At 61.7% G+C, this 12,026-nt stretch carries 15 protein-coding genes; 13 read left to right on the top strand and 2 right to left on the bottom strand.

Annotated features, from left to right (window positions below; all coding sequences use genetic code 11):
- Positions 1–13 precede the first annotated feature (13 nt).
- From PMI26_RS12945 to PMI26_RS12965, 6 genes are all read left to right on the top strand, one after another.
- Complete coding sequence (locus PMI26_RS12945) at positions 14–913, top strand: energy transducer TonB (RefSeq protein WP_007975414.1); 900 nt, start codon at positions 14–16, stop codon at positions 911–913.
- A 182-nt stretch (positions 914–1,095) separates the two neighbouring features.
- Positions 1,096–1,668, top strand: a complete 573-nt coding sequence (locus tag PMI26_RS0129660) for a YqgE/AlgH family protein (RefSeq protein ID WP_015097200.1) — start codon at positions 1,096–1,098, stop codon at positions 1,666–1,668.
- Positions 1,668–2,105, top strand: coding sequence for a Holliday junction resolvase RuvX (gene ruvX / locus PMI26_RS12950; RefSeq protein WP_007975412.1), 438 nt, complete (start codon positions 1,668–1,670; stop codon positions 2,103–2,105). Before PMI26_RS0129660 ends, ruvX begins: the two co-directional genes overlap by 1 nt.
- A 79-nt stretch (positions 2,106–2,184) precedes the next feature.
- Complete coding sequence (gene pyrR / locus PMI26_RS12955; protein ID WP_007975411.1) at positions 2,185–2,688, top strand: bifunctional pyr operon transcriptional regulator/uracil phosphoribosyltransferase PyrR; 504 nt, start codon at positions 2,185–2,187, stop codon at positions 2,686–2,688.
- 27 nt (positions 2,689–2,715) lie between these two features.
- Entirely contained in the window at positions 2,716–3,735 is a 1,020-nt protein-coding gene (locus tag PMI26_RS12960; RefSeq protein ID WP_007975410.1) for an aspartate carbamoyltransferase catalytic subunit, read from the top strand.
- Entirely contained in the window at positions 3,732–5,003 is a 1,272-nt protein-coding gene (locus PMI26_RS12965) for a dihydroorotase (protein WP_007975409.1), read from the top strand. The genes PMI26_RS12960 and PMI26_RS12965 overlap by 4 nt, the downstream gene beginning before the upstream one ends.
- Positions 5,004–5,093: 90 nt before the next feature.
- On the opposite strand, the gene PMI26_RS12970 is transcribed toward PMI26_RS12965, so the two are convergent.
- Complete coding sequence (locus PMI26_RS12970) at positions 5,094–5,513, bottom strand: NINE protein (RefSeq protein ID WP_007975407.1); 420 nt, start codon at positions 5,511–5,513, stop codon at positions 5,094–5,096.
- Between the two features lie 251 nt (positions 5,514–5,764).
- On the opposite strand from PMI26_RS12970, the gene PMI26_RS12975 reads away from it, so the two are divergent.
- Positions 5,765–6,385 carry a C40 family peptidase gene (locus PMI26_RS12975; protein ID WP_007975406.1) on the top strand — a complete coding sequence of 207 codons (621 nt, stop codon included), beginning with the start codon at positions 5,765–5,767 and terminating at the stop codon, positions 6,383–6,385.
- Between the two features lie 133 nt (positions 6,386–6,518).
- On the opposite strand, the gene PMI26_RS12980 is transcribed toward PMI26_RS12975, so the two are convergent.
- A complete protein-coding gene (locus PMI26_RS12980; RefSeq protein ID WP_007975405.1) occupies positions 6,519–7,553 on the bottom strand; it encodes a type IV pilus twitching motility protein PilT in 1,035 nt (344 codons plus the stop codon).
- A gap of 56 nt (positions 7,554–7,609) precedes the next feature.
- On the opposite strand from PMI26_RS12980, the gene PMI26_RS12985 reads away from it, so the two are divergent.
- From PMI26_RS12985 to metW, 6 genes are all read left to right on the top strand, one after another.
- Complete coding sequence (locus PMI26_RS12985) at positions 7,610–8,296, top strand: YggS family pyridoxal phosphate-dependent enzyme (protein WP_007975404.1); 687 nt, start codon at positions 7,610–7,612, stop codon at positions 8,294–8,296.
- 35 nt (positions 8,297–8,331) lie between these two features.
- The gene (proC, locus tag PMI26_RS12990) at positions 8,332–9,150 is read left to right on the top strand and encodes a pyrroline-5-carboxylate reductase (RefSeq protein ID WP_007975403.1); all 819 of its coding nucleotides are present in this window, start codon (positions 8,332–8,334) and stop codon (positions 9,148–9,150) included.
- Between the two features lie 10 nt (positions 9,151–9,160).
- Positions 9,161–9,751: a YggT family protein gene (locus PMI26_RS12995; protein ID WP_007975402.1), complete on the top strand. Its 591-nt coding sequence runs from the start codon at positions 9,161–9,163 to the stop codon at positions 9,749–9,751.
- Between the two features lie 4 nt (positions 9,752–9,755).
- The gene (locus tag PMI26_RS13000; protein WP_007975400.1) at positions 9,756–10,052 is read left to right on the top strand and encodes a DUF167 domain-containing protein; all 297 of its coding nucleotides are present in this window, start codon (positions 9,756–9,758) and stop codon (positions 10,050–10,052) included.
- A 180-nt stretch (positions 10,053–10,232) separates the two neighbouring features.
- A complete protein-coding gene (gene metX, locus PMI26_RS13005) occupies positions 10,233–11,372 on the top strand; it encodes a homoserine O-succinyltransferase MetX (protein WP_007975399.1) in 1,140 nt (379 codons plus the stop codon).
- Between the two features lie 7 nt (positions 11,373–11,379).
- The gene (gene metW / locus PMI26_RS13010; protein WP_007975398.1) at positions 11,380–12,000 is read left to right on the top strand and encodes a methionine biosynthesis protein MetW; all 621 of its coding nucleotides are present in this window, start codon (positions 11,380–11,382) and stop codon (positions 11,998–12,000) included.
- Positions 12,001–12,026: the final 26 nt, after the last annotated feature.

Here is a 12,026-nt window from a genome sequence, read left to right as displayed (position 1 = left end):
TGGTTTCCTTGTCATGACCCTCCCGTCCGATCTGCCTGCCGAACTCGCCCACCGTGGCGTGCGCCCGGCCGATCGCCTCGGTTTTACTCTGTTCCTGGCGGCGCTGATCCACCTGGCCTTGCTGCTGGGTGTCGGGTTTGCCGTGGTCGAGCCCAAGCAGATCAGCAAAACCCTGGAAATCACCCTCGCCACCTTCAAAAGCGAAAAGAAGCCTGAAAAGGCCGATTTCCTGGCGCAAGAGAACCAGCAAGGCAGCGGCACCCTGGACAAAAAGGCGATTCCCAAGACCACCGAGGTCGCGCCCTTCCAGGACAACAAGGTACAGAAAGTCACGCCACCGCCGGCCGCCAAGCCTGAAGTGCAGGAAGCCCCGCCGAAGGCTGCCGTGACCACCGTGGCGCCGAAGCCGAAAAAAGCCCCCGCCAAGACCGAGGAGCCCAAGACCGAGGTCAAACCCCAGGTCCAGGCGCCGACGTTCGACAGTGAGCGGCTGTCCAGCGACATCGCCAGCCTCGAAGCGGAACTGGCCGCCGAACAACAACTGTACGCCAAGCGCCCGCGCATCCACCGCTTGAGCGCCGCCTCGACCATGCGCGACAAGGGCGCCTGGTACAAGGACGAATGGCGCAAGAAAGTCGAGCGCATCGGCAACCTCAATTACCCCGACGAAGCACGGCGCAAACAGATCTACGGCAATTTGCGCCTGATGGTGTCGATCAACCGTGACGGTTCGCTGTATGAGGTGCTGGTGCTGGAATCCTCAGGCCAGCCGCTGCTGGACCAGGCGGCGCAACGGATCGTCCGGCTGGCGGCGCCGTTCGCACCCTTTACCGGGGATCTATCGGATGTTGACCGGCTGGAGATCATCCGGACCTGGAAGTTTGCCCGCGGCGATCGCCTCTCAAGCAACTGACCCGCACAAATCCCCCTGTAGGAGCGAGCTTGCCCGCGATGGTCGCCAACGATAACGCTGCAAGCCTGACACCCCGCAGTGCTCTCAGGTTCATCGCGAGCAAGCTCGCTCCTACAGAATTACGGCATTTCCTGCGCATCCCCGGCTTGTCAGTTCGCCCCTCGAACGCCACACTAGCGCACATGAAAAACGTCAGCCCCAGCTACCTCAAGCATCAATTCCTGATCGCCATGCCGCACATGGCCGACCCGAACTTTGCGCACACCTTGACCTACATCGTCGAGCACACGGCCAATGGTGCCATGGGGCTGGTGGTCAACCGTCCGCAAGAGCTGAACCTGGCCGATATCCTTGAGCAATTACGCCCGGAAATCGAACCGCCAGCGCTCTGCCAGCATGTGCCGATCTTCATCGGCGGCCCGGTGCAAACCGATCGCGGCTTCGTCCTTCACCCCAAGGGGCAGAGTTTCCAGGCGACCGTTGATCTGGAAGATGAGTTGTCCCTGTCGACGTCCCAGGACGTCCTGTTTGCCATCGCTGACGGCGTCGGCCCGGCAAAAAGCCTGATCGCCCTCGGTTATGCCGGCTGGGAAGCCGGGCAACTGGAGGCCGAACTGGCGCAGAACGCCTGGCTGAACTGCCCGTTTGACGCCGATATCCTGTTCAACACCAGCAGCGAACTTCGCCTGGAAGCGGCCGCCAGGCACCTGGGCGTCAACCTCAGCCTGCTGACCAGCCAGGCGGGGCACGCCTGATGGCCCTGAAGCTGATTCTGGGTTTTGACTATGGCACCAAACAGATCGGCGTTGCGGTCGGCCAGGTGATTACCGGCCAGGCCCGTGAGCTGTGCACCCTGAAAGCGCAGAACGGCATTCCTGACTGGAACCAGGTCGAAGCCCTCATCAAAGAGTGGAAACCCGATGCCGTGGTGGTCGGCCTGCCGCTGAACATGGACGGCACGCCCAGCGACATGTGCGCCCGCGCAGAAAAGTTCGCCCGGCGCCTGAACGGCCGCTTCAACCTGCCCTTCTATACCCACGATGAACGCCTGACCACCTTCGAGGCCAAGGGCGAACGCCTGGCTCGTGGCGGCCAGAAAGGCAGTTACCGCGACAACCCGGTCGACGCCATCGCCGCCGCCCTGCTGCTGCAAGGCTGGCTCGACGAAAATGGCGCACTGTTCGAATCCTGAAGAGCCGCGATGCGTCTCTCTTAGCTACAACCCGAGCCACCTTGCGTAAAAACCGGCTCGGGCCCAAGAAGGAGCAACCATGAGCCTGCCCAATCCCGCCGAACTGATCAGCCAGATGGCCACGCGCCTGAAGGCCCACCTGGAACACCGTGGCATCAGCGACCCGCGCTTCATCGGCATTCGTACCGGCGGCGTCTGGGTGGCCCAGGCCCTGCTCAAGGAATTGGGCAGCAATGAGCCCCTCGGCACCCTGGACGTGTCCTTCTACCGCGACGATTTCAGCCAGAACGGTCTGCACCCGCAGGTTCGCCCTTCGGCGCTGCCGTTCGAGATCGAAGGCCAGCACCTGGTGCTGATCGACGACGTGCTGATGAGCGGCCGGACCATCCGCGCCGCCATGAACGAACTGTTCGACTACGGCCGCCCGGCCAGCGTGACGCTGGTGTGCATGCTGGACCTGGACGCCGGCGAACTGCCGATCCGCCCGAACGTGGTGGGCGCGACCCTGTCGCTGGCCGCCCACGAACGGGTGAAGCTGTCCGGCCCGGAACTCGCGCTCGAACTGCAAGACCTCGCCCTTTAATTCGCCCTATTGAGAGTCCCCCTTGCGATGACGCCTCTAGACACCAAGCGCCCGCTGCAGCTCAATGATCAGGGCCAGCTGCGCCACTTCCTCTCGCTCGACGGTTTGCGCCGTGAGCTGTTGACGGAAATCCTCGACACCGCCGATTCCTTCCTCGAAGTCGGCGCCCGGGCCGTGAAGAAAGTCCCGTTGCTGCGCGGCAAGACCGTGTGCAATGTGTTCTTCGAGAACTCGACCCGTACCCGCACCACCTTCGAACTGGCGGCTCAACGGCTCTCGGCGGACGTGATCACCCTCAACGTGTCCACGTCGTCCGCGAGCAAGGGCGAGACCCTGCTCGACACTCTGCGTAACCTGGAAGCCATGGCCGCCGACATGTTCGTCGTGCGCCATGGTGACTCCGGTGCCGCGCACTTCATCGCCGAGCATGTCTGCCCGCAAGTGGCGATCATCAACGGCGGCGACGGCCGGCACGCGCACCCGACCCAGGGCATGCTCGACATGCTGACCATCCGTCGGCACAAGGGCGGGTTCGAAAACCTTTCGGTGGCCATCGTCGGCGACATCCTGCACTCGCGGGTGGCACGTTCGAACATGCTGGCCCTGAAAACCCTCGGTTGCCCGGACATTCGCGTGATCGCACCGAAGACCCTGCTGCCGATCGGCATCGAGCAATACGGCGTGAAGGTCTACACCGACATGACCGAAGGCCTGAAGGACGTCGACGTGGTGATCATGTTGCGTCTGCAGCGTGAACGCATGACCGGCGGCCTGCTGCCAAGCGAAGGCGAGTTCTACCGCCTGTTCGGCCTGACCACCGCGCGCCTGGCCGGCGCCAAACCCGATGCCATCGTGATGCACCCGGGGCCGATCAACCGCGGCGTGGAAATCGAGTCGGCAGTGGCCGACGGCCCGCACTCGGTGATCCTCAACCAGGTGACCTACGGGATCGCCATTCGTATGGCCGTGCTGTCCATGGCCATGAGCGGGCAGACTGCGCAGCGTCAATTCGAGCAGGGCCAATTCGAACAGGAGAGCGCACAGTGAAGCTCAGCATTCTCGGCGCCCGCGTGATCGATCCGGCCAGCGGCCTGGATCAAGTGACCGATATCCACATTGAAGCCTGCAAAGTCGTCGCCCTTGGTGCGGCGCCCGCCGGTTTTGTCGCCGTCGACACGATCGACGCCAAAGGCCTGGTGGCCGCTCCCGGCCTGGTCGACCTCAACGTTGCCCTGCGCGAGCCGGGTTACAGCCGCAAAGGCTCGATTGTCAGCGAAACCCGTGCGGCGGCGGCTGGCGGCGTGACCAGCCTGTGCTGCCCGCCGAAGACCAAACCGGTGCTGGACACCTCGGCGGTGGCCGAACTGATCCTCGACCGCGCCCGTGAGGCCGGCAACACCAAAGTCTTCCCGATTGGCGCCCTGAGCAAAGGCCTGGACGGTGAGCAACTGGCCGAGCTGGTTGCCTTGCGCGACGCCGGTTGCGTGGCCTTCGGCAACGGCCTGGAAAGCTTCCGCAACACCCGCACCCTGTGCCGGGCGCTGGACTACGCTGCAACGTTCGACCTGACGGTGATTTTCAACTCCCAGGATCACGACCTGGCCGAAGGTGGCCTGGCTCACGAAGGCCCGACCGCCAGTTTCCTTGGCTTGCCGGGCATCCCGGAAAGCGCCGAAACCGTCGCCCTGGCCCGGGACCTGCTGCTGGTTGAACAGACCGGCGTGCGCGCGCACTTCAGCCAGCTCACCAGTGCCCGCGGCGTGGAACTGATCGCCCAGGCCCAAGCCCGGGGCCTGAAGGTGACCGCGGATGTCGCCCTGTACCAGTTGATCCTGACCGACGAAGCCCTGATCGACTTCAGCAGCCTGTATCACGTCCAGCCGCCGCTACGCACCCGCGCCGACCGCGATGGCCTGCGCGCAGCGGTGAAATCCGGCGTGATCTCGGCCATCTCCAGCCATCACCAACCCCATGAGCGTGACGCCAAGCTGGCACCGTTCGGCGCGACCGAGCCGGGCATCAGCAGCGTTGAACTGCTGCTGCCACTGGCGATGACCCTGGTCGAAGACGGCTTGCTGGACCTGCCGACGTTGCTGAAACGCCTGAGCGCCGGCCCTGCCGAGGCCTTGCGCCTGCCGGCAGGCAAACTGGCGGTGGGTAATGCGGCGGACATCGTGCTGTTCGACCCGGCGGCCTCGACCGTCGCGGGCGAAACCTGGTTGTCGAAGGGCGAAAACTGCCCGTTCATTGGCCACAGCCTGCCGGGTGTGGTGCGTTACACCCTGGTGGATGGGCGCATTAGCCACCAGGCTTGAAAAAAAAGATCGCAGCCTGCGGCAGCTCCTACACAGGAATATGCATTTCCCTGTAGGAGCTGCCGCAGGCTGCGATCTTTTGCGCTTCGCTTATCGTCTCTGCGCGTTACGCACGGAAACCTGGTCATTCAACGTCCAGAAGTCATACAGCACGCCGATAAAGAACAACCCACCCGTCAGCAGGTACAGCAGCCCGCTGATCCATTTCCCCTGATACATCCGGTGCACACCGAACACCCCGAGAAACGTCAGCAGAATCCACGCCACGTTGTATTCGATAGGCCCCGCGGTAAACCGCAGGTCAGCCTCGCGATCCATCGCCGGGATCAGGAACAGGTCGATCAGCCAGCCGATGCCCAGCAAACCAAAGGTGAAGAACCAGATCGTCCCGGTCACCGGCTTGCCGTAATAGAAGCGGTGAGCGCCGGTAAATCCGAAAATCCACAGCAAATAACCGATCACTTTGCTGTGGGTGTCTTGCTGCGGAAAAGTCTGTTGATAGGGGTTCATGAATGACCTCGATTCACGCGATAGATAAATATTCTTCAATTCTTTGTGACTTTTTTACAGGCACCCGACGTATGGCAAATGCTACCTTCACTCCCGTCAAAGCCTTGTAACACCGGACTTCTGTCCGACAATTGCGCCATTTTGCCGCTTTTTTGCCACCATTGTCCCCCAGGTTGAATCGACCAACGGCCTCGGAAGCGGCAAAAAAGCTGTTATAAAGTTGCGCGCTAACTTATTAAGAGCCTTGCCTAATGCGTTCATTTTTCAAGACATGGCTAACCATTTGCCTTTTGATGCCACTGGCCGCCCACGCCACCAATCGTGAGCAACGTCTTCCTAACGTTAATGGTTACACCCCAAAATCCCATGTCTCTGCTCCTTCGAGCAAAGACAAGAAATCCGCCAAATATGCTCCAAGCCTGGCCAGCAGCAAAAGCGGCCTGGTTCCACCGATGGGCACCAAGGAAAGCAGCGACGTGCTGAGCCGCGCCGTGAACGTCCTTGGCACTCCCTATCGTTGGGGCGGCAGCAGCCCAAGCAAAGGCTTCGATTGCAGCGGCCTGGTGAAATACGCGTTCAACGACGCCACGTTCGACCTGCCACGCACCTCCAACGCCATGGCCAGCGGTCATGGAGAGAAAGTCGATCGCAACGACCTGAAGCCGGGCGACCTGATTTTCTTCAACATCAAGAGCCGTCGGGTCAATCACGTCGCCATTTACCTGGGCAACGACCGCTTCATCCACGCGCCACGTCGCGGCAAGTCGGTGAGCATCGACACCTTGAAGAAACCGTACTGGGAAAACCACTACGTGGTTGCCAAGCGGGTTCTGCCGAAAGAGCCAAATCAGATGCGGGTTGTTCAGCGCTGATGCACACCTGATAGCGAACACTTGTGGCGAGGGAGCTTGCTCCCGCTGGAGTGCGTAGCGCTCCCGGCTTTTTTGGGGCTGCTTCGCAACCCAACGGGAGCAAGCTCCCTCGCCACAGGTAGCATTGCAATCCTCACAAGTTATCCGGTGACCGCGCCTTCTCCCGCGCATGATCACGACTGATCAACCCCCTGGTCACCAGGTCCTTCAAGCTCATATCCAGCGTCTGCATGCCCAACGCCCCTCCCGACTGAATCGCCGAGTACATCTGCGCCACCTTGTCCTCGCGGATCAGGTTGCGGATCGCCGACGTCCCCAACATGATTTCGTGGGCCGCGATGCGCCCGCCGCCGACCTTCTTCACCAGCGTCTGGGACACCACCGCCAGCAGTGACTCGGAGAGCATCGAGCGCACCATTGACTTCTCGTCCCCCGGAAACACGTCCACTACCCGGTCAATGGTCTTCGCCGCCGACGTGGTGTGCAGCGTGCCGAACACCAGATGGCCGGTTTCGGCGGCGGTCAACGCCAGGCGTATGGTTTCCAGATCGCGCATCTCCCCCACCAGAATCACGTCCGGGTCCTCCCGCAACGCCGAGCGCAAGGCCGTGGCGAAGCTGCGGGTATCGCGGTGGACCTCACGCTGGTTGATCAGGCACTTGCGTGGCTCGTGGACAAACTCGATAGGGTCTTCAATGGTGAGGATGTGGTGATGGCGATGGTTATTGAGGTAATCAATCATCGCCGCCAGCGTGGTGGACTTTCCGGAGCCGGTCGGGCCGGTCACCAGCACCAGGCCGCGGGGAGCGTCGGTCATTTTGCGAAACACCTCTCCCATGCCCAGTTCGTCCATGCTCTGCACTTTCGCCGGTATGGTGCGAAACACCGCACCCGCGCCACGGCTCTGATTGAACGCATTGGCCCGAAAACGCGCCACACCGGGCACTTCAAAGGAAAAGTCGATTTCCAGATGCTTCTCAAAGTCCAGCCGCTGGGTGTCGTTCATGATGGCATCGATCAGCGCCTGCACCTGTTGGTGGTCCAGGGCCGGCAGGTTGATGCGCCGCACATCGCCATCCACCCGAATCATCGGCGGCAGGCCAGCAGACAAATGCAGGTCCGACGCCCCCTGTTTGGCGCTGAACGCCAGCAGTTCAGTGATATCCATAGCGCCTCTCAATTCCAGTAGAATGCCGCGAACCTTCAGACCGCTGGCGCCTCTTGATGTCCACCATAGCAGACAACATTCTCGAAGTTAGTTCGCGCATCCATGCCGCAACACTTGCCGCCAATCGCGCCGAAAACAGCGTCCATCTGCTGGCCGTGAGCAAGACCAAACCCCCACAGGACCTGCGTGAAGCCTACGCCGCCGGCCTGCGCGACTTTGGCGAGAACTACCTGCAGGAAGCGCTGGGCAAACAGCTTGAACTGGCCGACCTGCCCTTGATCTGGCACTTCATCGGCCCCATTCAATCGAACAAGACTCGTGCTATCGCCGAGCACTTCGACTGGGTGCATTCCGTGGATCGTCTGAAAATCGCACAACGCCTGTCCGAACAACGTCCTGCCGATTTGCCGCCCCTGAATATCTGCATTCAGGTCAACGTCAGCGGTGAAGCCAGCAAATCCGGCTGCACCCCGGCTGACCTGCCGGCCCTGGCCAGTGCCATCAGCGCCCTGCCGCGCCTGACGTTGCGCGGGCTGATGGCCATCCCTGAGCCGACCGAAGATCGCGCCGCCCAGGACGCCGCGTTTGCGGCCGTGCAAAGCCTGCAAGCCAGCCTGAATCTGCCACTCGACACACTTTCCATGGGCATGAGCCACGACTTAGAGTCGGCCATTGCCCAGGGCGCCACCTGGGTCCGTATCGGTACGGCCCTGTTTGGCGCCCGCGATTACGATCGGCCATAACCCATGACCGACTCTCTTCTTTATAAGGACCTGACATGAGCAAGACGCGTATTGCCTTTATCGGTGCCGGCAACATGGCCGCCAGCCTGATCGGCGGCCTGCGGGCCAAGGGTCTGGAAGCCGCGCAGATCCGCGCCAGCGATCCGGGCGAAGAAACCCGCGCCCGCGTGAGCGCTGAACACGGCATCGAAACCTTCGCCGACAACGCCCAGGCCATCGAAGGCGCCGACGTCGTCGTCCTTGCGGTCAAGCCGCAGGCGATGAAAGCCGTGTGCGAAGCGATTCGCCCAAGCCTCAAGCCCCATCAACTGGTGGTGTCGATCGCCGCAGGCATCACCTGCGCCAGCATGAACAACTGGCTTGGCGCCCAGCCGATCGTGCGCTGCATGCCCAACACCCCGGCGCTACTGCGTCAGGGCGTGAGCGGCTTGTTCGCAACAGCTCAAGTGACCGCCGAACAGCGTCAGCAAGCCCAGGAGCTGCTGTCCGCGGTCGGCATCGCCTTATGGCTCAATGAAGAGCAGCAACTGGATGCCGTCACCGCCGTTTCCGGCTCGGGCCCGGCGTATTTCTTCCTGCTGATCGAGGCCATGACCGCCGCCGGCGTGAAACTTGGCCTGCCGGCGGACATCGCCGCACAACTGACCCTGCAAACCGCACTGGGCGCCGCGCACATGGCGGTCTCCAGCGACGTCGACGCAGCCGAGCTGCGCCGCCGTGTCACCTCCCCTGCGGGCACCACTGAAGCTGCAATCAAGTCGTTCCAGGCCAATGGTTTTGAAGCCCTGGTCGAAAAAGCACTCGGCGCTGCCGCGCACCGCTCGGCCGAGATGGCCGAACAACTGGGTCAATAAGGAGCTTTTCATGATTGGATTGAACACCGCAGCGGTCTACGTGCTGCAAACCCTCGGCAGCCTGTACCTGCTGATCGTGCTGATGCGCTTCGTGCTGCAACTGGTGCGGGCGAACTTCTACAACCCGATCTGCCAGTTCATCGTCAAGGCCACCCAGCCGCTGCTCAAGCCGCTGCGCCGGATCATCCCGAGCGTCTTCGGCCTGGACATGTCCTCGCTGGTGCTGGCGATCCTCGTGCAACTGGCACTGATGGCCCTGACCCTGTTGCTGACCTACGGCACCACCGGCAATCCGCTGCAACTGCTGATCTGGTCGATCATCGGTGTGACCGCGCTGTTCCTGAACATCTTCTTCTTTGCCCTGATCATCAGTGTGATCCTGTCCTGGGTCGCACCGGGCAGCCATAACCCGGGCGCCGAACTGGTGAACGACGTCTGCGAGCCGGCCCTGGCGCCGTTCCGCAAGTTCCTGCCGAACCTGGGCGGGCTTGATCTGTCGCCGATCTTTGCGTTCCTGGCGATCAAACTGATCGACATGCTGGTGATCAACAACCTCGCCGCCTTGACCATGATGCCGCAAATCCTCCGCGTATTGATCTGACCCGGTGAGCTGGTTTCGCTGGGACGGTGACGACCTGATTCTGGAGTGTCACCTGCAACCGGCAGCCCGTAGCGACGACTTCGCCGGGCTGCACGGTGATCGTCTGAAGATCCGCCTGACCGCGCCGCCAGTCGAGGGCAAGGCCAACGCGTATCTGATGGCGTTTCTGGCCAAGGCCTTTGGCGTGTCCAAGAGCCAGGTCAGCTTGATCAGTGGCGAGTTGAACCGGCAGAAACGGGTGCGAATCTGTTCGCCGAAGAAGTTGCCGGACTTGCCTGATCTGGTGCGTCCGGCAGGCTGACCGCGTCATCGTTCATCGCGAGCAGGCTCGCTTCCACATGGACTGCATCAATCCTGTGGGAGCGAGCCTGCTCGCGAATGGCACACCTCGGTCTTACATGAAAAATCAGCTCGGACCTTTGCTTGCCGCTAACCCCAGCGGTCTTTAGACTTACGCCTCATTTCAATGAGAGCAGGGTCGATGCCAGCTGCCTTTCCCCCCGATTCTGTTGGTCTGGTGACGCCGCAAGTGGCGCACTTCAGCGAGCCGCTGGCTTTGGCCTGTGGTCGTTCGCTCCCGGCCTATGACCTGATCTACGAAACCTACGGCACGCTCAACGCCACGGCGAGCAATGCAGTACTGATCTGCCACGCCTTGTCCGGGCACCACCACGCTGCCGGCTATCACAGCCCCGACGACCGCAAACCTGGTTGGTGGGACAGCTGCATCGGCCCCGGCAAACCGATCGACACCAAAAAATTCTTCGTGGTCAGTCTGAACAACCTCGGCGGCTGCAACGGCTCCACCGGCCCGAGCAGCATAAACCCGGACACCGGCAAGCCGTTCGGCGCCGATTTCCCGGTATTGACCGTCGAAGATTGGGTGCACAGTCAGGCGCGCCTGGCCGATCGCCTCGGCATCGCCCAGTTCGCGGCCGTGATCGGCGGCAGCCTCGGCGGCATGCAAGCGATGCAATGGAGCATCACCTACCCCGACCGCATCCGTCACTGCCTGGCCATCGCCTCGGCACCCAAGCTGTCGGCACAGAACATCGCGTTCAACGAAGTGGCGCGCCAGGCGATCCTCACCGACCCTGAATTCCACGGCGGTTCGTTCCAGGAACAGGGCGTGATCCCCAAGCGCGGCCTGATGCTGGCGCGAATGGTCGGGCATATCACTTACCTGTCCGACGACTCCATGGGCGAAAAATTCGGCCGCGGCCTGAAGAGCGAGAAGCTCAACTACGACTTCCACAGTGTCGAGTTCCAAGTCGAAAGCTACCTGCGCTATCAGGGCGAAGAGTTCTCCGGGCGCTTCGACGCCAACACGTATCTGTTGATGACCAAGGCGCTCGATTACTTCGATCCGGCGGCGAACTTCGACGATAACCTGGCGAAAACCTTCGAAGGTGCGAAAGCTAAGTTCTGCGTGATGTCGTTCACCACCGACTGGCGCTTCTCCCCTGCCCGCTCGCGGGAACTGGTGGACGCGCTGATGGCCGCGCGCAAGGACGTCTGCTACCTCGAGATCGATGCACCGCAAGGCCACGACGCCTTCCTGATTCCGATCCCGCGCTACCTGCAGGCATTCGGCAATTACATGAACCGCATTACGCTGTGAGAAAGCCATGAGAGCTGATCTGGAAATCATCCAGGAATGGATCCCCGCCGGCAGCCGCGTGCTCGACCTCGGGTGCGGCGATGGCGAACTGCTGACCTGGCTGCGCGATAACAAGCAAGTCACCGGTTATGGCCTGGAAAACGACGCCGACAACATCGCCGAGTGCGTGGCCAAGGGCATCAACGTCATCGAACAGGACCTGGACAAGGGCCTGGGCAACTTCGCCAGCAACAGTTTCGACATCGTGGTCATGACCCAGGCGCTGCAAGCAGTGCATTACCCGGACAAGATCCTCGAAGAAATGCTGCGCGTGGGCCGCCAGTGCATCATCACCTTCCCCAATTTCGGTCACTGGCGCTGCCGCTGGTACCTGGCGAGCAAGGGCCGGATGCCGGTTTCCGAGTTCCTGCCGTACACCTGGTACAACACGCCGAACATCCACTTCTGCACCTTCGCGGACTTTGAAGCCTTGTGTCGCGAACGTGAAGCGAAGGTCATTGATCGGCTTGCCGTGGATCAACAGCATCGGCACGGGTGGGCCAGTAAGCTATGGCCTAATCTGTTAGGTGAGATCGGAATCTACCGCGTCAGCAGTCCGGGACTTTCCGACCACAAGGTCGCGGTCTGATCCACCCTATTTCAAGGAGAACGATC

The sequence above is a fragment of the Pseudomonas sp. GM33 genome, from assembly GCF_000282295.1.
Lineage (GTDB): Bacteria > Pseudomonadota > Gammaproteobacteria > Pseudomonadales > Pseudomonadaceae > Aquipseudomonas > Aquipseudomonas laurylsulfatiphila.
This window is presented reverse-complemented; position numbering and strand designations above follow the sequence as displayed.

What these genes read in the sequence shown, in the direction of transcription:
- PMI26_RS12945 (WP_007975414.1), top strand. Translation starts at nt 14, where the DNA reads ATGACCCTCCCGTCCGATCTGCCTGCCGAACTCGCCCACCGTGGCGTG.
- PMI26_RS0129660 (WP_015097200.1), top strand. Translation starts at nt 1,096, where the DNA reads ATGAAAAACGTCAGCCCCAGCTACCTCAAGCATCAATTCCTGATCGCC.
- ruvX (WP_007975412.1), top strand. Translation starts at nt 1,668, where the DNA reads ATGGCCCTGAAGCTGATTCTGGGTTTTGACTATGGCACCAAACAGATC.
- pyrR (WP_007975411.1), top strand. Translation starts at nt 2,185, where the DNA reads ATGAGCCTGCCCAATCCCGCCGAACTGATCAGCCAGATGGCCACGCGC.
- PMI26_RS12960 (WP_007975410.1), top strand. Translation starts at nt 2,716, where the DNA reads ATGACGCCTCTAGACACCAAGCGCCCGCTGCAGCTCAATGATCAGGGC.
- PMI26_RS12970 (WP_007975407.1), bottom strand. Translation starts at nt 5,513, where the DNA reads ATGAACCCCTATCAACAGACTTTTCCGCAGCAAGACACCCACAGCAAA.
- PMI26_RS12975 (WP_007975406.1), top strand. Translation starts at nt 5,765, where the DNA reads ATGCGTTCATTTTTCAAGACATGGCTAACCATTTGCCTTTTGATGCCA.
- PMI26_RS12980 (WP_007975405.1), bottom strand. Translation starts at nt 7,553, where the DNA reads ATGGATATCACTGAACTGCTGGCGTTCAGCGCCAAACAGGGGGCGTCG.
- PMI26_RS12985 (WP_007975404.1), top strand. Translation starts at nt 7,610, where the DNA reads ATGTCCACCATAGCAGACAACATTCTCGAAGTTAGTTCGCGCATCCAT.
- proC (WP_007975403.1), top strand. Translation starts at nt 8,332, where the DNA reads ATGAGCAAGACGCGTATTGCCTTTATCGGTGCCGGCAACATGGCCGCC.
- PMI26_RS12995 (WP_007975402.1), top strand. Translation starts at nt 9,161, where the DNA reads ATGATTGGATTGAACACCGCAGCGGTCTACGTGCTGCAAACCCTCGGC.
- metX (WP_007975399.1), top strand. Translation starts at nt 10,233, where the DNA reads ATGCCAGCTGCCTTTCCCCCCGATTCTGTTGGTCTGGTGACGCCGCAA.
- metW (WP_007975398.1), top strand. Translation starts at nt 11,380, where the DNA reads ATGAGAGCTGATCTGGAAATCATCCAGGAATGGATCCCCGCCGGCAGC.